The 24,908-nt window shown below is 38.2% G+C and carries 23 protein-coding genes; 20 read left to right on the top strand and 3 right to left on the bottom strand.

What is annotated here, in order from left to right; all coding sequences use genetic code 11:
* Positions 1-44: 44 nt before the first annotated feature.
* From FEDK69T_RS00485 to FEDK69T_RS00460, 6 genes are all read left to right on the top strand, one after another.
* Positions 45-1,823 carry an AMP-dependent synthetase/ligase gene (locus FEDK69T_RS00485; protein ID WP_023572164.1) on the top strand — a complete coding sequence of 593 codons (1,779 nt, stop codon included), beginning with the start codon at positions 45-47 and terminating at the stop codon, positions 1,821-1,823.
* A 117-nt stretch (positions 1,824-1,940) separates the two neighbouring features.
* A complete protein-coding gene (locus tag FEDK69T_RS00480) occupies positions 1,941-2,390 on the top strand; it encodes a MarR family winged helix-turn-helix transcriptional regulator (RefSeq protein ID WP_023572163.1) in 450 nt (149 codons plus the stop codon).
* A gap of 100 nt (positions 2,391-2,490) precedes the next feature.
* Complete coding sequence (locus FEDK69T_RS00475; RefSeq protein ID WP_023572162.1) at positions 2,491-4,881, top strand: 3-hydroxyacyl-CoA dehydrogenase/enoyl-CoA hydratase family protein; 2,391 nt, start codon at positions 2,491-2,493, stop codon at positions 4,879-4,881.
* A gap of 92 nt (positions 4,882-4,973) precedes the next feature.
* Positions 4,974-6,155 carry an acetyl-CoA C-acyltransferase gene (locus FEDK69T_RS00470; RefSeq protein WP_023572161.1) on the top strand — a complete coding sequence of 394 codons (1,182 nt, stop codon included), beginning with the start codon at positions 4,974-4,976 and terminating at the stop codon, positions 6,153-6,155.
* 166 nt (positions 6,156-6,321) lie between these two features.
* Complete coding sequence (locus FEDK69T_RS00465) at positions 6,322-8,118, top strand: acyl-CoA dehydrogenase family protein (RefSeq protein ID WP_035629949.1); 1,797 nt, start codon at positions 6,322-6,324, stop codon at positions 8,116-8,118.
* A 326-nt stretch (positions 8,119-8,444) separates the two neighbouring features.
* Positions 8,445-10,466 (top strand): S9 family peptidase, encoded by a 2,022-nt coding sequence (locus FEDK69T_RS00460; protein ID WP_023572159.1) that lies wholly within the window; start codon positions 8,445-8,447, stop codon positions 10,464-10,466.
* A gap of 130 nt (positions 10,467-10,596) precedes the next feature.
* Here FEDK69T_RS00460 and FEDK69T_RS00455 read toward each other — a convergent pair whose 3' ends face one another.
* The gene (locus FEDK69T_RS00455) at positions 10,597-10,947 is read right to left on the bottom strand and encodes a 4Fe-4S binding protein (protein WP_023572158.1); all 351 of its coding nucleotides are present in this window, start codon (positions 10,945-10,947) and stop codon (positions 10,597-10,599) included.
* Positions 10,948-11,015: 68 nt separating this feature from the next.
* Here FEDK69T_RS00455 and FEDK69T_RS00450 point away from each other — a divergent pair, with 68 nt between their 5' ends.
* The 7 genes from FEDK69T_RS00450 to FEDK69T_RS00420 all read left to right on the top strand — a co-directional run bounded on the left by FEDK69T_RS00450 (position 11,016) and on the right by FEDK69T_RS00420 (position 16,240).
* Positions 11,016-12,074 carry an acyl-CoA reductase gene (locus FEDK69T_RS00450; protein ID WP_023572157.1) on the top strand — a complete coding sequence of 353 codons (1,059 nt, stop codon included), beginning with the start codon at positions 11,016-11,018 and terminating at the stop codon, positions 12,072-12,074.
* A 102-nt stretch (positions 12,075-12,176) separates the two neighbouring features.
* Positions 12,177-12,578 carry an LNS2 domain-containing protein gene (locus FEDK69T_RS00445; RefSeq protein WP_023572156.1) on the top strand — a complete coding sequence of 134 codons (402 nt, stop codon included), beginning with the start codon at positions 12,177-12,179 and terminating at the stop codon, positions 12,576-12,578.
* 3 nt (positions 12,579-12,581) lie between these two features.
* The gene (gene serC / locus FEDK69T_RS00440; protein ID WP_023572155.1) at positions 12,582-13,655 is read left to right on the top strand and encodes a 3-phosphoserine/phosphohydroxythreonine transaminase; all 1,074 of its coding nucleotides are present in this window, start codon (positions 12,582-12,584) and stop codon (positions 13,653-13,655) included.
* 89 nt (positions 13,656-13,744) lie between these two features.
* A complete protein-coding gene (locus FEDK69T_RS00435) occupies positions 13,745-14,701 on the top strand; it encodes a D-2-hydroxyacid dehydrogenase (protein ID WP_023572154.1) in 957 nt (318 codons plus the stop codon).
* 58 nt (positions 14,702-14,759) lie between these two features.
* Positions 14,760-15,311, top strand: a complete 552-nt coding sequence (locus FEDK69T_RS00430) for a hypothetical protein (RefSeq protein ID WP_023572153.1) — start codon at positions 14,760-14,762, stop codon at positions 15,309-15,311.
* Between the two features lie 103 nt (positions 15,312-15,414).
* A complete protein-coding gene (locus tag FEDK69T_RS00425) occupies positions 15,415-15,882 on the top strand; it encodes a DUF6146 family protein (RefSeq protein ID WP_023572152.1) in 468 nt (155 codons plus the stop codon).
* A 28-nt stretch (positions 15,883-15,910) separates the two neighbouring features.
* Positions 15,911-16,240, top strand: a complete 330-nt coding sequence (locus FEDK69T_RS00420; protein ID WP_035629898.1) for a DUF6787 family protein — start codon at positions 15,911-15,913, stop codon at positions 16,238-16,240.
* Positions 16,241-16,252: 12 nt separating this feature from the next.
* Here the strand turns inward: FEDK69T_RS00420 and FEDK69T_RS00415 are convergent, their stop codons facing one another.
* Together FEDK69T_RS00415 and msrA are read right to left on the bottom strand one after the other, a co-directional pair.
* Entirely contained in the window at positions 16,253-16,552 is a 300-nt protein-coding gene (locus FEDK69T_RS00415) for a hypothetical protein (protein ID WP_023572150.1), read from the bottom strand.
* A gap of 98 nt (positions 16,553-16,650) precedes the next feature.
* On the bottom strand, positions 16,651-17,193 hold the full coding sequence (gene msrA / locus FEDK69T_RS00410) for a peptide-methionine (S)-S-oxide reductase MsrA (RefSeq protein ID WP_035629951.1): 543 nt from the start codon (positions 17,191-17,193) through the stop codon (positions 16,651-16,653).
* Between the two features lie 251 nt (positions 17,194-17,444).
* On the opposite strand from msrA, the gene FEDK69T_RS00405 reads away from it, so the two are divergent.
* From FEDK69T_RS00405 to FEDK69T_RS00375, 7 genes are all read left to right on the top strand, one after another.
* Positions 17,445-18,128 (top strand): ABC transporter ATP-binding protein, encoded by a 684-nt coding sequence (locus FEDK69T_RS00405; protein WP_023572148.1) that lies wholly within the window; start codon positions 17,445-17,447, stop codon positions 18,126-18,128.
* Positions 18,129-18,201: 73 nt separating this feature from the next.
* Positions 18,202-18,966: a TIGR02757 family protein gene (locus tag FEDK69T_RS00400; protein ID WP_023572147.1), complete on the top strand. Its 765-nt coding sequence runs from the start codon at positions 18,202-18,204 to the stop codon at positions 18,964-18,966.
* 133 nt (positions 18,967-19,099) lie between these two features.
* Positions 19,100-20,314 carry a HEAT repeat domain-containing protein gene (locus tag FEDK69T_RS00395; protein ID WP_023572146.1) on the top strand — a complete coding sequence of 405 codons (1,215 nt, stop codon included), beginning with the start codon at positions 19,100-19,102 and terminating at the stop codon, positions 20,312-20,314.
* Positions 20,311-21,744 carry a glycosyltransferase family 2 protein gene (locus tag FEDK69T_RS00390; RefSeq protein WP_035629899.1) on the top strand — a complete coding sequence of 478 codons (1,434 nt, stop codon included), beginning with the start codon at positions 20,311-20,313 and terminating at the stop codon, positions 21,742-21,744. The genes FEDK69T_RS00395 and FEDK69T_RS00390 overlap by 4 nt, the downstream gene beginning before the upstream one ends.
* Positions 21,741-22,994 carry a YaiO family outer membrane beta-barrel protein gene (locus tag FEDK69T_RS00385; RefSeq protein ID WP_035629900.1) on the top strand — a complete coding sequence of 418 codons (1,254 nt, stop codon included), beginning with the start codon at positions 21,741-21,743 and terminating at the stop codon, positions 22,992-22,994. Before FEDK69T_RS00390 ends, FEDK69T_RS00385 begins: the two co-directional genes overlap by 4 nt.
* 18 nt (positions 22,995-23,012) lie before the next feature.
* Positions 23,013-23,384 carry a response regulator transcription factor gene (locus tag FEDK69T_RS00380; protein ID WP_023572143.1) on the top strand — a complete coding sequence of 124 codons (372 nt, stop codon included), beginning with the start codon at positions 23,013-23,015 and terminating at the stop codon, positions 23,382-23,384.
* Positions 23,385-23,503: 119 nt separating this feature from the next.
* The gene (locus FEDK69T_RS00375) at positions 23,504-24,850 is read left to right on the top strand and encodes a DEAD/DEAH box helicase (RefSeq protein WP_023572142.1); all 1,347 of its coding nucleotides are present in this window, start codon (positions 23,504-23,506) and stop codon (positions 24,848-24,850) included.
* Positions 24,851-24,908: the final 58 nt, after the last annotated feature.

Raw genomic sequence — 24,908 nt, 5'->3', positions numbered from 1 at the left:
TAAAATTTAATTTTTCCTATTTTGCAGTAATAAAATTTGAGAAAATGAATCAAATAACACGTCTTTTTGATTTCCCATATTATCAGTTGGAAAAATACAATTTGTCCGATGCTTTGGTAACCAAACAAAACGGAGAATGGGTCAAAACTTCCACAAAAGAATATGTAGACAAGGCGAATACCATTTCGCGTGGGTTGCTTCGAATGGGAGTTCAGAAAAATGACAAGATAGCCATTATATCTTCCAACAACAGAACCGAGTGGAATATTACAGATATAGGCGTTTTACAAACAGGCGCACAAACGGTACCTATTTATCCGACCATTTCGGCCGAAGATTACGAATACATACTAAGACACTCTGAATCCAAGTACTGCTTCGTTTCAGACAGTGAAGTTTTTGCCAAAATAAATTCGATTAAACATAATGTTCCTTCACTAAAGGAAATTTATTCCTATAATGATATTTCCGGCAGCAAAAGCTGGAAAGAAGTACTGCAATTAGGAACAGACGAAAGCAATCAAAACGAAGTTGAAGACAGAAAAAACAGCATTACGACAAATGATCTGGCTACAATAATCTACACTTCCGGAACTACAGGGCGTCCTAAAGGCGTCATGCTGAGTCATAACAATATAGTATCCGACGTATTGATGAGCGCTCCACGTGTACCATTAAGAGCAGGTGATTGCCGTGGATTAAGCTTTTTACCTGTTTGTCACATTTTCGAAAGAATGATTTTGTACCTCTACCAATATTATGGTATTTCAATCTACTTCGCGGAAAGTATCGAGAAAATGAGCGATAACCTGAAAGAAGTAAAACCGAATGTAATGACTGCGGTTCCAAGACTTTTGGAAAAAGTATACGATAAGATATACGCCAAGGGAGCTGATTTAACCGGAATCAAAAAGAAACTTTTCTTTTGGGCTATTGAATTAGGCCTGAAATATGAACCTTATGAAGCTAACGGCTGGTGGTATGAATTTCAATTAAAGATTGCCCGTAAACTTATTTTCAGCAAATGGAAAGAAGGACTTGGCGGACAATTGGAATTGATGGTTTCCGGAAGCGCTGCCTTACAACCAAGACTTACCCGAGTGTTTGCCGCAGCCGGTATCCCGATTATGGAAGGTTATGGCTTAACAGAAACATCCCCTGTAATTTCGGTAAACGACCAAAACAACAGAGGATTTAAAATAGGAACCGTGGGACGCGTATTGGAAGGTGTTGAAGTTAAAATTGCTGAAGACGGCGAAATCCTTTGCAAAGGTCCGAATATTATGATGGGCTATTACAAAGACGAAACTCAGACAGAGGAAGCGCTTAGAGGAGGATATTTCCATACTGGAGACATCGGCGAGGTGGACGCTGACGGCTTCTTAAAAATAACCGATCGCAAAAAAGAAATGTTCAAAACTTCTGGTGGAAAATATGTAGCACCTCAAGTACTGGAAAACACCTTTAAGCAATCGCGCTTCATCGAACAGATTATGGTTGTTGGCGATGGCGAAAAAATGCCAGGCGCATTCATCCAGCCTAATTTTGATTTTATAAAAGAGTGGGCAAAATTAAAAGGCATAAATATCGGAACAACTACAGCTGAAATTTCATCCAATCCGGAAGTAAAACAGCGTATAGACGAAGAAATAGAAGGATTGAACAAAAAATTCGGAAGTTGGGAACAGGTTAAAAGATTTGAACTTACCCCTGATATCTGGTCAATTGACGGAGGACATTTAACACCAACAATGAAATTAAAACGCAAAATCATAAAAGAAAAATATCAACATCTTTATGATAAAATCTATAATAACGCATAGAAAAGACTCAAACTCCTCTCACTTGAGGAGTTTTTTTTTAACAAACTTAAAAATAATATAATTTTATTATGCATGCATAATAAATATTTGTATATTTGAATTCCTTTTAAACAAAATATGAAAGACAAAACCATAGATTATGTTTTAAGAGCCACCTGGCAGGCAGTAGCAAGAATGTATAATGAAGAAGCCACAAAATATGGCGCTACAATGGCTACAGGATTTGCCCTGCTGAGTATCGACAAGGAAAAAGGAACGCCTTCAACGGCAATTGGAACCAGAATGGGAATGGAAGCAACAAGTCTGACCCGTACTTTAAAGTCGATGGAAGAAAAGGGATTGATTCAGCGAAAAAAAAATCCGACAGACGGTCGTGGTGTTATTATTCATCTGACCAGACTCGGAAAAGAAAAGAGAGAATTGTCAAAATCAACCGTATTAAAATTTAATGAAACCGTAAAAAATCATATAACCGATGAACAATTGAACAGTTTCATGGAAGTGGCGGAAATTATAAATGAATTGATTGCTGATAAAAACATATTCCATACAGAAAACAACGAATAGAAAAACTAACAATCTTAAACGAATGGATACAACCTTTGCTTCACCCGTAGACCAAAATCAAAGATTTGAGCCCCTTTCAATAAACAACAAACTCAAACAGATGAAACGACTTATCAAAAAAGTAGCGGTGGTAGGATCCGGAATTATGGGATCCGGAATTGCTTGTCACTTTGCCAATATCGGTGTTGAAGTACTTCTTCTCGATATTGTTCCGCGAGAGCTTACCGAAATGGAACAAAAGAAGGGTCTGACTTTGGAAAGTAAAGCAGTTCGCAACCGAATTGTAAACGATCATTTAACCAATGCTCTAAAATCGAAGCCCTCTCCTATTTACGATCAGAAATTTGCAAGTCGTATCACAACAGGAAACACTACTGACGATTTAGAAAAAATCAAAGACTGTGATTGGATCATCGAAGTTGTTGTTGAACGATTAGACATCAAAAAATCTGTTTTCGAACAGATTGAAAAATACAGAAAACCGGGAACACTGATTACTTCCAACACTTCCGGTATTCCGATTCATTTTATGAGCGAAGGAAGAAGCGAGGATTTCCAGAAACATTTCTGCGGAACACACTTCTTTAACCCTGCACGTTATTTAAAATTATTCGAAATCATACCAGGTCCTCAAACATCAACAGAAGTACTGGATTTCTTAAATGAATATGGCGAAAAATTCCTTGGAAAAACTTCAGTTGTTGCCAAAGATACGCCTGCTTTCATCGGAAATCGAATCGGAATCTTCGGCATTATGAGTTTGTTCCATCTGGTAAAAGAAATGGGATTAACCATTGAAGAAGTCGATAAACTAACCGGACCGGTAATAGGCCGACCAAAATCAGCGACTTTCAGAACCGTGGATGTTGTTGGTCTGGATACTTTGGTCCACGTTGCCAATGGTTTATACGAAAACTGCCTGGACGACGAAGCACACGAATTGTTCAAACTTCCTGATTTTATTAAAATAATGTTGGAAAACAACTGGTTCGGAAGCAAAACAGGACAAGGATTCTACAAAAAAGTTGATAAAGACATACTTTCCTTAGATTTAGATACTTTAGAATACAGAGCGGCTAAAAAAGCATCTTTTGCCACTTTGGAAATGACCAAAACGATTGACAAACCTATTGATCGTTTCAAAGTATTAGTAAAAGGGACCGACAAAGCAGGTGAATTCTACAGAAAGAATTTCACTGCCATGTTCGCTTACGTTTCAAACAGAGTTCCTGAGATCACCGATGATTTCTACAAAATTGACGATGCCATGAAAGCTGGTTTCGGTTGGGAAAACGGTCCGTTCGAAATCTGGGATGCCATCGGGGTGGAAAAAGGAATCGAACTGATGAAAGCGGAAGGACTGGTTCCTTCAGCCTGGGTAATCGATATGCTTGCTTCCGGAAACAAATCATTCTATACGGTTAAGGAAGGTGCTACTCACTATTATGATATTGCTTCAAAATCTCAGGTAAAAGTTCCGGGACAAGACGCATTTATCATCTTAAATAACATCCGCGAAAGCAAAAAAGTGTGGAGCAACAGCGAAGCCGTTATTCAGGATTTGGGAGATGGAATTTTGAATTTAGAATTCCAGTCCAAAATGAATACTATTGGTGGAGGTGTAATTCAAGGTATTAACAAAGCCGTCGATTTAGCCGAAAAAGATTTTCAGGGCTTGGTTATCGGAAATCAGGCAGCCAATTTCTCGGTTGGAGCCAATATAGGCATGATTTTCATGATGGCGGTTGAACAAGAATATGACGAATTAAACATGGCCATCAAAATGTTCCAGGACACCATGATGCGTTTACGATATTCAGCAATCCCAGTAATTGCAGCGCCTCACGGAATGACGTTAGGAGGTGGTTGTGAGCTAACCATGCACGCAGATAAAGCCGTGGTGGCAGCCGAAACCTACATTGGTTTAGTTGAATTTGGCGTCGGTGTAATTCCGGGCGGTGGTGGCTCAAAAGAAATGGCGCTTCGTGCTTCGGATACCTTCCGAAAAAACGACGTCGAATTAAACGTGTTGCAGGAATATTTCCTTTCGATTGGTATGGCGAAAGTGGCTACATCGGCTTATGAAGGCTTTGATATAGGAGTACTTCAAAAAGGCAGGGATATTGTCGTGGTTAACAAAGACCGCCAGATTGCTGAAGCTAAAAAACACGCGCTGCTAATGGCAGAAGCCGGCTACACACAACCCGTGAAACGCAAAGACATTAAAGTTTTAGGAAAACAGGCATTAGGAATGTTCCTGGTTGGAACAGACAGTATGGTTGCCGGTCAGTATATATCTGAGCACGACCAGAAAATTGCCAATAAACTGGCTTATGTAATGGCTGGAGGTGATTTATCCGAACCAACATTAGTAACCGAACAATATTTATTGGATTTAGAACGGGAAGCTTTCTTATCGCTTTGTACCGAAAGAAAAACACTGGAAAGAATCCAATTTATGTTAACCAAAGGAAAACCACTTCGCAATTAATTACGTACATAATAGGTTGAATTATTCGCGTTGATTTTTGATAAAACAACTAAAAATCAATACAAATGATTTAAAATTTAAAATCTAAAATAATGAAAACAGCGTATATAGTAAAAGCATACAGAACCGCCGTTGGTAAAGCGCCAAAAGGAGTGTTCCGCTTTAAAAGACCTGATGAACTGGCAGCCGAAACCATCGAGCACATGATGAACGAACTGCCAGATTTCGACAAAACCCGAATCGATGATGTGATGGTTGGAAATGCCATGCCGGAAGCCGAACAAGGTTTAAACATGGGTCGATTAATCTCTTTGATGGGATTAAAAATCGATGATGTTCCGGGCGTGACCGTAAACCGTTATTGTGCATCAGGAATTGAAACAATCGGGATGGCGACTGCTAAAATCCAGGCCGGAATGGCGAATTGTATCATTGCCGGTGGGGCCGAAAGCATGAGTTATATTCCGATGGGAGGTTACAAACCCACTCCGGATTATAAAGCCGCAGCTGCAGGACATGAAGATTACTACTGGGGAATGGGACTGACAGCCGAAGCGGTTGCCAAACAATTCAATGTTTCCCGCGATGATCAGGATGAGTTTGCGTACAACTCGCACCAAAAAGCGCTTAAAGCCCAAGCAGAAGGCAAGTTCGATAAACAAATCGCACCAATTACCGTTGAACAGGTTTATATCGATGAGAATGGTAAAAAAGCAGCCAAATCTTATGTTGTCACTAAAGATGAAGGTCCGAGAGCGGATACAAATAAAGATGCATTATCAAAATTGAAACCTGTTTTTGCTGCCGATGGTTCGGTTACAGCAGGAAACTCTTCACAAATGAGCGACGGTGCGGCATTCGTACTGGTAATGTCGGAAGAATTAGTAAAAGAATTAAACCTTGAACCGATTGCAAGATTAGTCAACTTCGCTTCTTCTGGTGTAGAGCCAAGAATTATGGGAATCGGCCCTGTAAAAGCCATTCCGAAAGCCGTAAAACAGGCCGGCATGCAATTAAAAGACATCGAATTAATCGAACTTAACGAAGCATTTGCATCGCAATCTTTAGCCGTTATCCGTGAATTGGGATTAAATCCCGATATCGTAAACGTAAACGGTGGCGCTATTGCCTTAGGGCATCCTCTGGGTTGTACCGGCGCTAAACTTTCTGTTCAGTTATTCGACGAAATGAAACGCCGCGGTAACAAATATGGAATGGTAACCATGTGTGTGGGAACAGGACAAGGAACTGCTGGAATTTACGAGTTATTATAATAAACGCTTCTTCTTTCTGTCTTTCTGACGAAAGGGGACTCCAGGATAAAGCAATCTGATAAAGTAAAACTATTGTATAACGTGATTTCTCTTTCGTCGAAATGACAAGTTTGAGAAAAAAAAATTAAAAACTATGGAAGATATTCTAATACAAAACAAAAAAACCATGGAAGATATCACCAGAGGAGGTCAATTCCTTGTCAAAGAAACAAAATGTGAAACTGTTTTCACGCCGGAAGATTTCACAGAAGATCAGATTATGATGCGGGACTCGGTAAAAGAGTTTGTTGATAAAGAACTTTGGGCCCATAAAGATAAATTTGAACAAAAAGATTATGCCTATACCGAAGAGTGCATGAAGAAAGCCGGAGAACTAGGTTTTCTGAGTATAGCCGTTCCGGAAGAATACGGTGGATTAGGCATGGGATTCACCAATACGGTATTGGTTTGTGATTATATCTCCGGTGCAACAGGTTCGTTCTCGACCGCTTTTGGAGCACATACCGGGATTGGTACATTGCCTATTACTTTATATGGAACCGAAGAGCAAAAACAAAAATATATTCCGAAATTAGCCAGCGGGGAATGGTTTGGTTCCTACTGTCTGACAGAGCCGGATGCCGGTTCGGATGCTAATTCCGGAAAAACGAGAGCAGAACTTTCAGCCGATGGTAAAAGCTATAAAATCAACGGACAGAAAATGTGGATTTCCAATGCCGGTTTCTGTCGCCTGATGATTGTTTTTGCACGCATCGAACACGACAAAAACATTACTGGTTTCATAGTGGAATACGATCCTGCCAATCCAAACGGGATTACCCTTGGCGAGGAAGAGCACAAACTGGGAATCCGTTCCTCTTCTACCCGTCAGGTATTTTTCAGTGACACGGTAGTTCCTGTTGAGAATATGTTGGCCGGTCGCGGAGAAGGTTTCAAAATTGCCATGAACGCCTTAAACGTTGGTCGTATTAAATTGGCTGCCGCTTGTTTGGATGCACAGCGCCGAACTATATCCGGAGCTGTTAAATACGCTAACGAAAGACTGCAGTTTAATACTCCTATTGCTAATTTCGGAGCGATCCGTTCTAAAATTGCAGAGATGTCTGCTTCATGTTATGCCGGCGAAAGTGCAACATACCGCGCCACTGGCAGTATCGAAGAAAGAATCAATGCACGTGAAGCCGAAGGAAATTCACATCAGGAAGCCGAATTAAAAGGAGTTGAAGAATTTGCTATAGAATGTTCCATCCTTAAAGTTGCTGTTTCTGAAGATATTCAAAACTGTACCGACGAAGGTATCCAAGTATTTGGAGGAATGGGATTCTCTGAAGACACTCCGATGGAAGCTGCCTGGAGAGATGCGCGTATTGCCCGTATTTATGAGGGTACCAACGAAATTAACCGCATGCTTTCGGTGGGGATGTTAATTAAAAAAGCAATGAAAGGACATGTTGATTTATTAGGCCCTGCGATGAAAGTGGCTGAGGAATTAATGGGAATCCCTTCTTTCGACATGCCTGATCATTCCGAATTATTTGCGGAAGAAAAAGAAATGATCAGAAAACTGAAAAAAGCCTTTTTAATGGTTGCAGGTTCTGCAGTTCAGAAATATGGCCCTGATTTAGAAGCACACCAACAACTGCTGCTGGCTGCTGCCGATATGCTGATCGAAATCTACATGGCGGAAAGTACCGTTCTGAGAACCGAAAAATTAGCAAAATCAAAAGGTGCTGAAAACGTAAAAGAACAAATTGCAATGGCGCAATTGTATTTATATCATGCTGTAGACATCATCACTCAAAAAGGAAAAGAAGGTATCGCCTCTTTTGCTGAAGGCGATGAACAACGAATGATGTTAATGGGATTACGCCGATTCACAAAATACACAAACATGCCAAACGTAGCGGCTTTACGAGAAACTATCGCTGCCAAAGTTGTGGCTGAAAACACTTACTGCTTTTAACCCAAAGGGTTATCTGACTTGAAAATTGGTTTAGTTTGTTTAAAAACCGCTTTTTGCATTTTGCAGGGCGGTTTTTTTTATGTTTTTTCAAATCGAAACAAGTTTTAAATCAAGATCATACTTAAACAAAACCATTTAAAAAACAAACACCTAAAAATCAACGAAATAAAATTACACATTAACGTAAAAAAGAAAGTGATTCTCTAAAAAAAGGTATCTTTAAGATCCAATTCAGAATTCCCCTACCTACATTTTTCATTATCATTAGTAATTACTGCATAAGCAAATAGCCATTTGGCCATAAGTAACATTAAACTATTAGGATTATGAAACAAATCAAGATTATTTTTTTTATTGGTTTTGCTTTAATGAGTCTGACCAATTTGGCGCAAAAAAAACAATTGCCTCCCATTATTGACAGAGAGTTGTTTTTTGGGGATCCTGAAATTACCGGAGCGCAATTGTCACCCGACGGTAAATTTATTTCTTTCATTAAAACCTATAAAGGAACGAGGAACATTTGGGTAAAAAAAACTAATGAGGACTTCAAAAAAGCCAAACCAGTCTCAGCTGATACCCTGCGTCCTATTTCCAATTACTTCTGGTCGAGAAATGGGAAGTATATCCTGTATTCTCAAGATAAAGGAGGTGATGAAAATTTCAACCTTTATGCGATCGACCCAAATGAAGCCTTAAAAAAAGGACAAGATGTGCCAACAAGTAAAGACTTAACAAACTTAAAAGGTGTCAGGGTTTATATTTATGAACTTCCATTAAATGATCCCGATATAATTTACATAGGATTAAACGACCGCGATAAAGCATGGCATGATCTTTATAAATTAAAAATTTCCACAGGAGAAAAAACCTTAATTTATAAAAACTTGGAAACCGACAGAATTACCGGCTGGATTTTTGACTGGGACGGTAACTTACGATTAGCCACACGTTCCAATCAGGACGGAAGTAATGATATATTAAGGGTTGAAAAGAATGGCTTCGAAAAAATATACAGTACCAACTCATTTGAGTCGTCCGATCCATACATTTTTGACAAAGACAACAAGAAAATTTATATCGTAACCAACAAAGGTGATGATATAAACTTCTCACAATTAATCTTATTAGATCCCATAACCAAAAAAGAAGAGTTTGTAGAAAAAGATCCTCTAAACAAAGTTGATTTAAATAGTCTTAATTTTTCCGAAAAAACAAAATCAATCATTTCAACAATTTACAATGACAGCAGACGAAGAATCTACTGGAAAGACAAGAGATTTGAAAATGATTATAAAATGATTCAAAAATCATTTCCTAATGATGATATCTCATTCTTTTCTTCCAACTTTGATGAAAATCTCTGGCTTTTCAATGTTTCAAGTGATATCAACCCTGGCAGTGTGTATCTCTTCGACAGAACAACGAAAAAAACAACTTTTCAATATTCACCCAGACCAAAAATCCCAATCAAAAATTTAGCGAAAATGAATTCCATTTCCTATAAATCTTCAGATGGAATGGAAATACCGGCCTTTTTGGTTTTACCTAAAGGTGTTGACAAAAAAAATCTTCCATTAATTGTGGTTCCTCACGGTGGTCCATGGTCGAGAATTTATTGGGGGTATGGTGGGCTTCCTCAATTTTTAGCCAATAGAGGTTATGCAGTTCTACTCCCAAATTTCAGAGGTTCGAGCGGCTACGGCAAAAAATTCATTGATGCCGGGAATAATGAATGGGGGCAAAAAATGCAGGACGACATCACTTGGGGAGTCAAATACCTGGTTAATCAAGGTATTGCGGACCCTAAAAGAGTCGGCATAATGGGCGGCTCTTACGGGGGGTATGCAACATTAGCCGGTGTAACATTCACGCCAGACACTTATGCCGCAGCCGTTTCCATCGTAGGACCTTCCAATCTGAACACGTTACTTAACTCCATCCCTCCTTATTGGGAATCAATTCGAAAAGTGTTTTATTTGAGAATGGGAGACCCAACCACCCCTGAAGGCAAAGAACAGCTAGTACGACAATCACCTTTGACCCATGCCAATAAAATTAAAACACCTCTCATGGTAGTACAAGGAGCGAATGACCCAAGAGTGAACAAAGCAGAATCAGATCAAATAGTTGTTGCATTACGCGACAGAGGATTTCCTGTCTCCTATATTTTAGCACCCGATGAGGGACATGGTTTTGCAAGACCTGTCAATAATATGGCGATGTATGCCGAAGCAGAAAAATTCCTTGCCAAACATTTAAACGGCCGTTACCAAGCTAGCATGACACCGGAAGTTGAAAAGCGATTAAAAGAAATAACCGTTGATGTGAGCACTGTCACTTTGAAATAGAGTTATTAATCAATAAAATAATAACCGCTGCGTAAATCTGTCTTTTTACAAAGCGGTTTTTTCATTTTATAAAAAAGCCTGAAAAGTCATCCAACAATTCAGGCTTATTAAGTAATCTTTGAAAACAAACTTATTCGTTATGCAAAAATGCTTGTCTGTTTAACAACGTTTCTTCGTCTTCCACATGATTATCATCCGGAACACAACAATCTACCGGACAAACGGCAGCACATTGCGGCTCTTCATGGAATCCTTTACATTCCGTACATTTTCCTGGAACAATGAAGTAAATGTCATCAGAAATAGGCGTTTGCGGAGCGTCTGCATCCACTTCAGTTCCATCCGGAAGAACGATTTTACCTCTCAAACTTGTTCCGTCTTTGTATCTCCAGTCGTCTGCTCCTTCATAAATTGCAGTATTTGGACACTCCGGTTCACATGCCCCGCAGTTGATACATTCGTCTGTTATTATGATTGCCATAGCGTATATTAATTATTAAGCGTAAATTTGCACAAAATTACAATCAAAACCTATCATAAACAAATTATATGGACCTTAATCAGAAAAAATCAGCTTTCATAGAATTAGGCAAATTTTTAAGCCAGTTTTCATTGGATAACTCTGCTAAAAAAGTAGGCGTCTTATACAATGATTTGTTCTTTGATAAGTTTATCGATCTGATTCAGTTATCGCAAAGTCATAATGGTTGGTTTACACCGGAACAAGTGCATTATGCAATAGATTCATGGGCAGAAGCATTAACCGATGAAAACTTGAATGAATGGCTTTCTGCTTATGATTTTTCAAATGTTCAGCCAAAAACTGTCGGATTAATTCTTGCCGGCAACATTCCGCTGGTGGGTTTCCATGATTTTTTAAGCGTATTGATTTCCGGTCATAACGTATTGGTAAAAATGTCTTCCAGCGATCAGAAGCTACTTCCCTTCTTAGCCGATTACCTCATCGCTGTAGCTCCGGAAATGGCTGACAACATCACGTTTATTGAAGGGAAACTGGAAAATTTTGACGCGGTAATTGCCACCGGAAGCAACAATACGGCGCGATACTTTGATTATTATTTTAAAGATGTGCCAAACATCATCCGCAAAAACAGAAATTCTGTTGCGGTTCTTAACGGAAAAGAATCCAAAGAAGATTTAGAAGCATTAGGAGAAGATATTTTCAGGTATTTTGGTTTGGGATGCCGAAATGTTTCCAAGCTTTTTGTTCCCAGAGGATACGATTTCAAAATGTTTTTTGAATCTATATATAAATATGGAGACATTATTCATTATGAAAAGTATGCCAACAATTACGATTACAACAAAGCAGTATTCTTAATGAGCCTTTTTAAGCTTTTGGATAACGAATTTTTGACTTTAAAAGAAGATCCGGGATATGCTTCCCCTATTTCTTCTGTCTTTTATGAATATTACGACGATTTGGAAGCCATAAAAAGTAGACTGTTAGAAGATTCGGAAAAAATCCAATGCATTGTGTCAAATAATTTGATAAATCGCAGTATTTTGTTTGGAAAATCACAAAAACCAAAATTATGTGATTATGCTGATAATGTCGATACTATTTCATTTTTATTAAAAATATAGCATTTTAGTCCCGAAAATGATAATAATTATCCCATTTGTGTTTTTTTATAAATAAATTCGTTTTTTATTTTGAAATTTGCTTGCATTAAACACACAACGCTAATGCAACTACAACACAAAGACAACATTAGTCCAGTTTTACCAAACGGGATTAAGAACTACCTCATTGACATTGACGGTACAATTACGGAAGACGTTCCCAACGAACAACCCGAAAGAATGGCAACCTGCGAGCCATTTCCCGATGCCCTGGAAACCATCAACAAATGGTATGATGAAGGCCATCAGATTTGTTTCTTTACCTCAAGAACAGAAGAACACAGAGAAGTAACCACGCAATGGCTGAATAAACACGGATTCAGATTCCACAGTATTTTATTTGGTAAACCAAGAGGAGGAAACTATCACTGGATTGACAACCATCTGGTGAAAGCAACCCGTTTTAATGGTAAATTTACCGAATTGATAGAAAAAGAAGCAGTAATCCAGGTTTTTAACGACTAAATAATGAAAAAACATAATTTCAGCGCCGGGCCGTGTATTCTGCCTCAGGAAGTATTTGAAAAAGCATCACAAGCAGTATTAGATTTCAACGGTATGGGATTGTCCATCCTTGAAATTTCCCACAGAGACAAGGCTTTCGTGGCCGTAATGGAGGAAGCCAGAGCCTTGGCTTTAGAGCTTTTAGGCTTAACAGGAAAAGGTTATCAGGCAGTGTTTTTACAAGGTGGCGCGAGCATGGAATTCTTGCGAGTTCCTTATAACCTAATGAAAGTTGACGGAAAAGCAGCCTATCTTGACACCGGAACCTGGGCAAACAACGCCATCAAAGAAGCAAAACCTTTCGGCGAAACAGTCGTAGTTGCTTCTTCTAAATCAGACAATTACGTTTATATTCCAAAAGAATATTCTATTCCTTCGGATGCAGATTATTTCCACTGCACCAGCAACAACACTATTTTCGGAACACAAATGAGGAGCTTTCCGGAAACAAATGTTCCAATAGTTTGCGACATGAGTTCGGATATTTTTTCCAGAACTTTAGATTTTTCAAAATTCGATTTGATTTATGCCGGAGCCCAAAAAAACATGGGCCCTGCCGGAACAACGCTGATTGTTGTAAAAGAAGAAATTCTTGGCAAAACCGGAAGAGCGATTCCAAATATAATGAACTATCAGCAGCATATTGAAAAGGAAAGCATGTACAATACGCCTGCGGTTTTTGCAGTATATACGTCGCTTCTTACCTTACAATGGCTAAAAAACCTTGGCGGAATCGCAGCAATTGAAAAAGTCAACGAAGCTAAAGCAAAACTGCTTTACGAAGAAATAGACAGAAACCCGCTTTTCAGAGGAACTACCGTAAAAGAAGACCGTTCGAACATGAATGCGACCTTCGTATTGAATGATGAAAATCATAAGGAACTTTTCTATTCGATGTGGAAAGCAGCAGGAATTTCGGGAATCACAGGGCACCGTTCTGTAGGAGGTTACAGGGCTTCTATGTACAACGCATTGCCGATTGGTAGCGTTCAGGTTTTAGTTGACGTGATGAAAGAGTTAGAAAAAAGTATTCAGTAATTAGATAGCAGAAGGCAGAAGGCAGAAGAAGAAGTGGTATTTGAAAGATCTCTTTTCCCATCTACCTTCATAAATTAATAAAATAATAAATGAAAATATTAGCAAACGACGGTCTATCAGAAAGCGGTATCATCGCTCTTGAAAAAGCCGGATTTGAAGTTATAACAACCAAAGTAGCACAAGAACAGGTTGCCAATTATATCAACAACAATGACATTTCTGTACTCTTAGTTCGCAGTGCAACCAAAGTACGCAAAGATATTATAGACAATTGCCCCTCTTTAAAAATCATCGGTCGTGGCGGTGTTGGAATGGACAATATCGACGTAGATTATGCCGTTGAAAAAGGGATTCACGTAATCAATACGCCGGCTTCTTCTTCGGAATCTGTAGCCGAATTGGTTTTCGCGCACTTATTCTCGGGAGCTCGTTTTTTACATGATGCCAACAGAAACATGCCTTTGGAAGGCGATTCGCAATTCAACAATCTGAAAAAAGCCTATACGAACGGTATCGAACTTCGCGGAAAAACCATCGGAATTATCGGTTTTGGCCGTATCGGGCGTGAAGTAGCCAGAATGGCGCTTGGCTTTGGAATGAAAGTTCTGGCAACAGACAAACACGTTGACGAAGCGGTAATCAAAGTAGATTTCTATAACGGCCAGTTCATCAATGTAAACATCGAAACAGAACCTTTGGAAGATATTTTCAAACATTCTGATTTCATCACCGTTCATACCCCGGCAGTAGGTGACCATTTAATTGGAAGCAAAGAATTTGCAATGATGAAAAATGGCGTAGGTATAATCAATTGCGCCAGAGGTGGTGTTATCGATGAAGTGGCCCTTATTGACGCTTTAGATGAAGAAAAAGTACTTTTCGCAGGTTTGGATGTTTTTGAAGAAGAACCGACGCCGGCCATTCAGGTTTTGATGCATCCGAAGATTTCCATGACTCCGCATATTGGTGCCGCTACATTGGAAGCCCAAGATCGAATCGGAACAGAACTGGCAACGCAGATTATCAGTTTGTTAAAGAACGATTAACTCAAATTTGTAAATATTTTTTGCTAAATTTGATATCCAACCTTTAAAATTTATTTCAATGTTAGATCAGATATCAGAATTAGTAAAACAATTTGGTGGTGATGCCATTGTTAGAAATCCGTCAGTTCCAAACGAGCATAACGAGGCCGTAATGAACGAAACCGGGAACAGTATTTTGTTAGGGCTCCAAAATATGGTAGCGCAAGGCAATGTAAACGATATTGCAGGACTTTTAAATGGCGGAAATATTGATGCTTCAAATCCCGTTGTAAAACAGTTGACCGAACAGCTTTCGGGCAATTTGGGACAGAAATTTGGTTTAAGTTCTAATGCTGCATCTGATGTCGCCGGGAATATGATCCCGAACGTATTGGGTTCTTTAATAGGCAAGGCCAATGATCCTAATCAGCCTGGATTTAATGTTTCTGATATTGTTAACTCTATCGGAGGCGGATCGGGATTAATGGATGCCATCACTAAATACGGCGGCCAGTTTGGATTGGATCAAAACAGGGACGGAAAAGTAGACATCAATGATGCCACTGCAGCCGTTTCCGGAAAAAGTGGTGGTTTTTTAAGCGGAATTCTCAGCAAACTATTCGGAAAGTAAAATAAAGCATACAGCTAGAAGCCAGACATAAACGTCTGGCTTTTTGTTAATTAGATATTTCTTTTACCTGAGTTTTAGTAACTTTACAGTAAATTCCGAAGTGATGAAAACCTTGATTTACATACTTGTCGTAACCTTGGTTACTATAATGTTCGGATGTAATTCGACATCGAAGCCCGTGGCTGAAAATAACCCGAATGCGAAGACTGTTGCTGAAAACAAATCTAATAATACTACAAGCGACTCCCTTTGGATTAAAAACCCAGAAATTAAATATGAGATATTAATTATCGACGGCGGTTTTAATCCGTGGCTGCAATCAACAGCTAAACCACGTGGGGTTTATACACAAAAACAACTGGAAAGCCGTAATGCTCCATGGATAATCGAATGGAACAATAGAGTACGTTCACCAAAAACAAAACTAGATTCACAATTGTTCAATCTGCATATTGATTATGATACCGGAACAGATTACGGTTACGAAGTAAATTATCTGCTTTATAATTATCTGGTTTATTTTCAGTTAAAAAATAATATTCGCTTAGGAGGTTTTACGCCTCGACCATAATTTGTATTTTTGGGCATATTTTTTAAAAATGTCTAATTTAAAACAACGTTGGGGTATAAAAAGTAACTGGCAGATGACGATTATATTTATCGTTTTTGCCATTACCGGAACCACTGCTTCCTTTCTTTCGAAGCCCATCCTGACATGGTTAGGTATTACCAGGGATAATTTGCATCCGGTATTTTATTGGGCGCTTTATATCCTGATAATTTTACCTGTATATAAAGTTTTGCTTGTTCTTATCGGAACAATATTCGGGCAACATACTTTCTTTAAAAATTTTGTTTTCAAAATGTTGCGCGGAATGAAACTTGGATTTATCGCCGACGCGTTCGAAAATAAAAAAGGAGACCAATAAGCCTCCTTCTGTTTACTTTTCCTCTTTCTTTATCAGATAAGTATATATCCACGTTAACGTAAATGTCGGTATGAAATCCGTTCCTGGAATCAATTCTTCCAGAAATTCCAAAAGCCCTCCTACTCTTCCCACCGTTCCTTTATACATACGTGACAACACAAACCCCGCTATCGGAGCCCAAACCACATCTGTAATTTCAGCTAAAAAAGGAACTCCGTAAGAAGCATATCCAACCAAATCGAAAATAATGCCTAAAATCAGGTTTCGGTTTCGTGAACTCTTTTCTGTTTTTACTATTCCTGTTTCTGTCATTTACTTTTTTTTTTCACAAATCAGGCACAAATCCGATGCAAAAATTCCAGTCACATTGCTTTGCCTACCTCAAATAAACCTAACAAATCGGTTTAGCTTTATTTCAGTTTCGATTTGTAGTTTTTTTTCAGTTTATCCAATTTCGGACTGATAACTGCCATACAATATCCCTGATTTTTATTTCGGCTGTAATAATTCTGATGGTAATCTTCCGCCGGGTAAAATTCCTTGGCAGCAGAAACTTTGGTCACCACTTTTTTACCATAGAAATTTTGTTCGTTCAACAACTGAATAAAATTCTCGACTTCTTTTTTCTGTGCTTCCGAATGGTAAAATACTTCACTTCTGTATTGCGTACCAATATCAGCCCCTTGGCGGTTTAACGTTGTAGGATCGTGTGTCCCGAAAAAAACCTCCAATAAATCTTCGTAAGAAACCAAATCCGGATTATAAATAATTTCAATAGCTTCGGCATGACCGGTAGTTCCTGTACACACTTCTTCATAAGATGGATTTTTAACCGTTCCTCCGGTATATCCCGGCATCACTTTCTCCACTCCTTTCAATTCCAAAAAAAGCGCTTCCGTACACCAGAAACATCCGCCTGCAAATGTTGCTTTTTCATGCTTTTGATTATCCATAACCGCAATTTCGTTTTCTTTATTTACACTACCAGCCTTGTCTTTGTCTTTACCTTCGCAAGACATAAAAACAAGCGCAAAACAACTAAAAAATAAACTTTTCATAGTCTCAATTTTGTTTATCAAATATACCTATATAACTAAACATCAAAGTCTCTTTAACTAAACTTTATAAACACACTTACGAATTTTATAGCCGCTTGGATTTAATAGTTTGTCAAATCTTCGTTTCTTTGTACAAATTGAGAATGATGATCAAGGTAAAAAACATCCATAAATATTTCGATAAACTGCACGTCCTTAAAGGAGTAAACCTTCATATCAAAAAAGGAGAAGTCGTATCAATCGTTGGAGCTTCGGGAGCGGGAAAAACCACTTTGCTTCAAATTATGGGTACACTTGATAAACCGACTGCAGAGAAAGAAACCGAATTGTTCATCAACGGTGAAAATCTTCTGAAGATGAGCGACAAAGCCATCTCCAAATTCCGAAATCTAAAATTAGGATTCATTTTCCAGTTTCATCAGCTTTTACCTGAATTTACGGCGCTTGAGAACGTTTGCATTCCAGCATTCATCGCGGGAAAAGACAAAAAAGAAATCGAAGAGGAAGCAAAACGTTTATTGGATTATTTAGGATTATCACACCGATACGACCACAAACCTGGAGAACTTTCAGGAGGGGAGCAACAACGTGTTGCCGTTGCCAGAGCTTTAATAAATAAGCCTGCAGTTATTTTTGCCGACGAACCTTCAGGAAATTTAGATACGCATTCAGCCGAAAATCTGCATCAGCTGTTTTTCAAACTCAGAGACGAATTCGGGCAAACTTTCGTAATTGTGACGCATAACGAGGAGTTGGCAAACATGGCCGACAGAAAACTGATAATGGTCGATGGCAACATCCGAAATGAAGTAATCCGACCTTTACATTAGCAATGAGCTTTGGGATGAATTTCCCATATTCTCTATAAACTTACTATCTATTGCCTCTTTATTCTATCAACCTTTGGATCACTCTGAATTAAAATCCTTCCTCGACGAGAAAGTCGAACTGTACAATAATCCGAATTTTATCGAAAGTGACCCGATACAGATTCCGCATTCCTATACTTTGAAAGAAGATATTGAAATTGCCGGTTTTCTGGCTTCGGTTATTGCCTGGGGCAACCGTAAGATGATTATCCGAAATGCCCAAAAGAAAATGGATCTGATGGGGAATTCTCCTTTTGATTTCGTCATGAGCCATACTGAAAAAGACCTGGAACGCCTTGAAAATTTTGTACATCGAACATTCAACGGCCAGGATTTTATCGGATTCATCAAAAGCCTGCAAAACATTTACAAAAACCACGGCGGACTTGAAGCTGTTTTTGCATTGCATCAGGAAGAAAACTCTATGCAAAAAAGCATATCCGAATTCAAAAAAATATTCTTCGAAATCAATCACTTAACCCGAACTGAAAAACATTTACCCGATCCTTTGAGCGGTTCAGCCGCCAAAAGAATCAATATGTATCTGCGATGGATGTGCCGGAAAGACAATAAAGGTGTTGATTTCGGGATCTGGAAAAGCATAGCTCCTTCCAAACTTTCATGTCCTTTAGACGTTCATTCGGGAAACGTCGCACGCAAATTAGAATTGCTGACACGTAAACAAAACGATGCCAAAGCCCTTTTGGAATTAGACAAAAACCTGAGGCTACTTGACCCGACGGACCCCGTAAAATACGATTTTGCTCTTTTTGGATTAGGCGTTTTTGAAGATTTTTAGTCAAATACAACATTTAACAAACTAAAAACGAATTTTATCTCTATATTTGCCGCTAATTTTGATTTTTATTCAAACATATTCCCAAATCTGTTATATAAAAACCTAAATAACCGTGATTTTGTGATTATTTTGTATGTTTAATCTTATTTTTTTCTTCCTTAAAGACAAAAATCAAACCATTACCGCTAAAACAGGGGAATTAGATTTCAAACCAGCTTCAGATTTTTTTAACAGCCTAAATCTTATTGATTTAACTACCTGTAATTCAGCTGAATGCATTTTCTTACTTTTGAAATTCGTTCTGATTCCACTTTTTATAGTGCTTCTGACGGTATTGATTTTTTTCCTCATTACTAACCGATACCGATTTGAACATTTAGCTTCCAAGAAAAAGGAAATCGATTCTTTGGTAAATGATTTTTTAACAGACATTATTTTTTCAGTTTACGATTCAAAAGAACTGAAGAAAAAAATTGCTGAGTTTAAAACCGTAATCCCTTTTCAGAAAAAATGGTGCCAGTATATGGTGCTTAACAAACTGATCCATTTCAAACAAAACGTTCACGGATTCGATCAAAACAGGATCTTATTAATTTATAAATATTTCGGTTTACAAAGCCATAGCCAAAAACTAATCAAAGATAAAAGATGGTATTATAAATCCTTGGGTATTTTTCATTACCAGGTTTTGGACTATAAAATCAAAAAAGGTCAACTAAAATCACTTTTAAAAGACAAAAACAAATACCTGCGTTCAAATGCATTAATAGCTACCATAGCGCTTTCAGATGAAAAGTTTGGGATTTTGGACAATTACACCGAAAAGATCTCAATGGCGGATGAACTCAAAATCTTAGATATTATCTATCAGAAAAAATCCAAACTTCCAAAAAACATAACGAAATGGATTTCCCATGAGAATAATTCCATTGTAATTCTGGCTTTGAAGCTAATGATTCGATACAAAGAAGCATTGACCATACCGCAAATAAAGCAGCTATTACTTAACACTGATGTTTTGGTGAGAAAAGAAACATTATTAGCCATAAGGGAATTAACCATTTATGAAGCCAATGACATCCTTATAAATCACTATCCGAAAGAAACAAATAAACGAAATAAGATTTCCTGCCTGAAAACATTGGGAATTATCGGAAATCAAAAAACCGTTGAATTTGCATCGCAAATCCTGACTCAGGAAAACGATTTGGAAATCAAGTTTGAAATTGTAAGCTGTATCAATAAAATAGATCAATCCTACTTTAAAAACTTCACCTCCGGTGACAGTAACGAGGACTACATCATTGATAAAATTGTGTTACACGCCACTAATCCATATTTAAATTGAAAACGTTAGAATTCTTTGTAAATCAATACGAAATTTTTGCAGGTTATTTTTCGGTAAGCTATGTAATAATTTATTTGGTTTTGGCAATAATGTCTTATCTGGCCATCAAAAAATATTACAACTCGAAATACTATTTGCACAAAGACGTATTGATTAAATCCAACCATACCGTTGGGGTTTCCATAATTGCACCTGCATTCAATGAATCTGCAACCATTGTGTACAATGTCAAATCGTTACTTTCCCAAGAATATCCGAAATTTGAAGTAATTATTGTAAACGATGGCAGCACGGATAATTCTCTGGAATTGCTTATATCCGAATTCAGTTTGGTGAAAGTTGATTTTTTCTATCAGGAAAAGATTCACACACAACCGGTAAAAGGACATTACAAATCAACCAATCCGATATATTCAAAATTATTGGTTGTTGATAAATTTAACGGAAACAGCAAAGCCGATGCTACCAATGCCGGAATCAATTCGGCCAAATATTCTCTTTTCCTTTGCACCGATGTGGATTGCATTTTGCGAAAAGATACTGTAGCTATTTTAGTAAAACCCTTTATTGAGAATACAGAAAAAGTTATCGCTACCGGCGCCACGATACGAACATCTAACTCCTGTGAATTCAAAGACGGCGTACTATACAAATCACGTTATCCGAGTAAATTGTTTGTCGGATTTCAGGAATTGGAATACATCAGAGCCTTCATATTCGGAAGGATGGCCTGGAGCAGAATTAACAGTTTACTCTTAGTGTCTGGCGGATTAGGAATGTTTGACAAGGAAACGGTGATCAAAGTGGGAGGCTACTTTCATAAATCATTAGGAGAAGATCTTGAATTAATTACCCGCATGAGAAAATACATGCATGAGAAAAATGAAAAATTCCTGATCAAATACATTCCGGAAACACTTTGCTGGACTGAAGTTCCTGACACTATGGAATTGTTCATGAAACAACGCAAAAGATGGTCAAGAGGCTTAATTCAGGCATTGTATATGCACAGAAAACTGTTTCTGAACCCGAAATACGGAAAAACGGGATTACTCGCCTTTCCTTATTTTGTTTTCTTTGAATTTGCCGTACCTGTACTGGAAGTTATCGGATTGGCTGTTTTGTTACTGGACTTTCTTTATTTCGACATCAGCTATAATTTACTTTTTACAGCGAGTGTGTTCATTTACCTGTTCTATACGACGATAACACTGTTATCGGTTCTTTTGGATCAATTGCTTTACAAGCATTATTCCGATGTCAAGGAGATATTCAAATTGATCGTAATGGTTTTTTTAGAACCTTTCATCTATCATCCGGTGAACGTTTTCGCCTCATTAAACGGGTATTGGAATTATCTGATACGAAGAAAACAAAAATGGGGAATGATGTCGCGAAAAGGATTTATTAATTCAAAGCAGTTACAGTGAAAAAAATAATACTTATAATCATAATAAACCTGCTGTTTGTTTTCAATGTTCAGGCACAAAAAATTGATACAGACAGCCTTTTGATAAAAGCGGCATACGAGTTAAACACGAAAAAAGATTACTCAAAAGCTATTGAATTATCACGATTGGGAATTAAAAAAGCACCCAACTATCTGGATTTTCATCTTCTTTTGGGAAGAGCTCATTGGCTTACCCAACAAAAAGACAGCGCACGCTATTATTTCAACCATGTTATCAATCAGAATCCAAAATATAAAGATGCGTTCAGTTATCTTTCAAAATTGGAAATCGAAGAAAATAACAGTACAAATGCGGTTACTGTTTTAAATAAAGCTATCTCTTTTTATCCGGAAGAAAAAGAATTTTATCTGCTTAAAGCAGATGCCATAGCCCTGGAAAATGATGATGAAAAAACCATCGGCTACCTGAGTAATTTATCCGAAAAGTATCCTGACGATAAGCAATTACAAAACCGTTTGGCCGAATTGAGGCTGAAATCGGTTTCAGACCGTATTGGTTTAGGGTACAACTATACCACATTTAGCCGGGCAGGCGTTGGTCCGTGGCATTTGGTCGGATTACAATATGTCCGAGAGCGAAAAAAACTAACGCTTATCGGCCGTATTAATTATGCTGACCGACGTTCCTACGGAAGCAGCGTAAACTCCGGTTTCCAATATGAATTAGAAACCTATGCTGCACATGGCAAAAAAAGTTATTCGTTTGCCAATGCCGCGTTCAGTGATGATATAATATTTCCGAAACTGCGTCTCTCCTATTCTTATTTCCGAAATCTTGGCAAAGGCTGGGAAGGTGATTTAGGATTCCGTTATACAAATACAGCCGATGCCGATTTATATGCCGGCGTATTGGGAGTAGGAAAATATGTTGGCCCCTATTGGTTTAACGTAAAATCGTATTGGCAATGGGAGAAGGATAACAAAATGTATCCGGCTTTCACGGCAACGGCCAGATATTATTTCAATACAAAATTCGACTATGTTACGCTTTTAACCGGATACGGAACGTCACCGGATGAAAGGGTGACTTTGGGACAGATAGAGCAAAGGGTCCAGCTAAACTCCTTCAGGTTTGGAGCCGGTTATTACAAACTTCTATGGGAACACTATTGCTTAGGAATACAGAGTGTTCTCAACCATCAGGAATATACTTCTGATAAATACCAGAACGAATTAGATATATTTTTTTCAATTCAGTATAAATTCTAACTTAAAATTCGATTACGCATGAAAAAAGTTTTAATTATTGAAGATGATAGAATTATCATCAACATATTGAATTTTCTTCTTAAAAAAGAAGGTTTTGAAATATCATTTGCCCAAGATGGTATTGAAGGTATCGAAAAAATAAGTGCCATTCGTCCGGACCTAATCATTTCGGATATAATGATGCCTTATAAATCAGGCCGTGAAATCACGTTGTTTGCAAAAACCAATTTCCCGGAAATCCCTATAATCATGATTTCTTCATTAGGTAAAGAAGATCAAACGGTAATTGAAGTTGCCAATTTAGGAGTAGACGAATTCATTGCCAAACCTTTTGATCCGAAAGAACTGATTGAAAAAGTAAAAGCATTACTTCATCCAGTAGAAGCGTAACGCCTTCACCTAAATAACACACTCTAATTTGCCGTGAATTTTGCCCCAATTCACGACATTAACAACCAATTGGCAATAACTTGCTCAGAAATCGTATCTTTGCACAAAATATACGTTTTATGAGTACTTTCGAGCAATTCGGTCTTCCAAAATCCCTACAAAAAGCCATAGACGATTTAGGCATAACTACGCCTACGCCTATTCAGGTAAAATCTTTTCCTGTAATTATGTCGGGCCGTGATGTAATGGGAATTGCACAAACCGGTACCGGTAAAACGTATGCTTATTTACTTCCCATCCTAAAACAATGGAAATTTACTCCGACGCATACGCCCAAAGTGGTTATTATCGTTCCCACACGTGAACTGGTAGTACAGGTGGCGGAAGAAGTGGAAAAACTAACCAAATACATGTCGGTTCGTGTATTGGGAGTTTATGGTGGCGTAAACATCAACACACAAAAAACATCAGTATATCAAGGGGTTGACATCTTAGTGGGGACACCTGGACGTATGATGGACTTGGCCCTGGACAATGTGGTTCGTTTCGATGAAATGCAAAAATTAGTAATTGACGAGTTCGATGAAATCCTGAATTTAGGCTTCCGTTTCCAGATTACTTCCATCCTTTCGATGATGCGACCAAAACGCCAGAATATCTTATTTTCGGCAACCATGACAGATGAAGTTGATGAGATTTTGGAAGAATTTTTCGATTTTCCTGAAGAAGTATCCCTGGCACAATCCGGCACACCTTTGGAAAAAATCGAACAATTGGCCTACCATGTTCCCAATTTCCTTACAAAAGTCAACATACTAAAGCATTTGCTTTCAGAGAACGAAAGCATGGAGCGCCTTTTGGTGTTCGTCAACAATAAGAAAGTGGCTGATATTCTGATGGACCTGCTGGAAGAAGATTTCCCGGGGCAATTCGGGGTTATCCATTCCAATAAATCACAGAATTACCGTCTGAACACGATGGCGACTTTCCAGGCCGGAGAAATCCGTGGTATCGTGACAACCGATATCATGGCGCGTGGTTTGGACATTTCCGATATCACACACGTAATTAATATGCAGTTTTCGGAAGTTCCGGAACAGTACATTCACCGTATCGGTCGTACCGGTCGTGCAGACAAAGACGGTGTTGCCATCAGTTTGATTTCTCCTTCCGAAGAAGAATTCCAGATGGAAGCCGAACTTTTAATGGAAAAAGAATTGGAAATCCTTCCAATTCCGGAAGAAGTAACTATCGAAGAGAAACGATTGGAATTTGAAAAAGACAAGAAGAAAGTCAAATTCCTTATGAAAAAGGTAAAACTAGAAGGTGGCGCTGCATTCCATGAAAAATCGGAGAAAAATAAAAAAGTAAATCTTGGCGGACCCGGAAAAACAAAACCAAGAAAAACTGCACCGAGAAACAGAGCGGTTGAGAAAAAAAGAGCGCAGAAGAGAAAGAAAAAATAGTTGGCAGAATTCAGTGATCAGTCAGCAGAAAACCAACAACACTATTTACTGTTTACTG

Source organism: Flavobacterium enshiense DK69 (genome assembly GCF_000498495.1).
GTDB classification, from domain to species: domain Bacteria; phylum Bacteroidota; class Bacteroidia; order Flavobacteriales; family Flavobacteriaceae; genus Flavobacterium; species Flavobacterium enshiense.
This window is presented reverse-complemented; position numbering and strand designations above follow the sequence as displayed.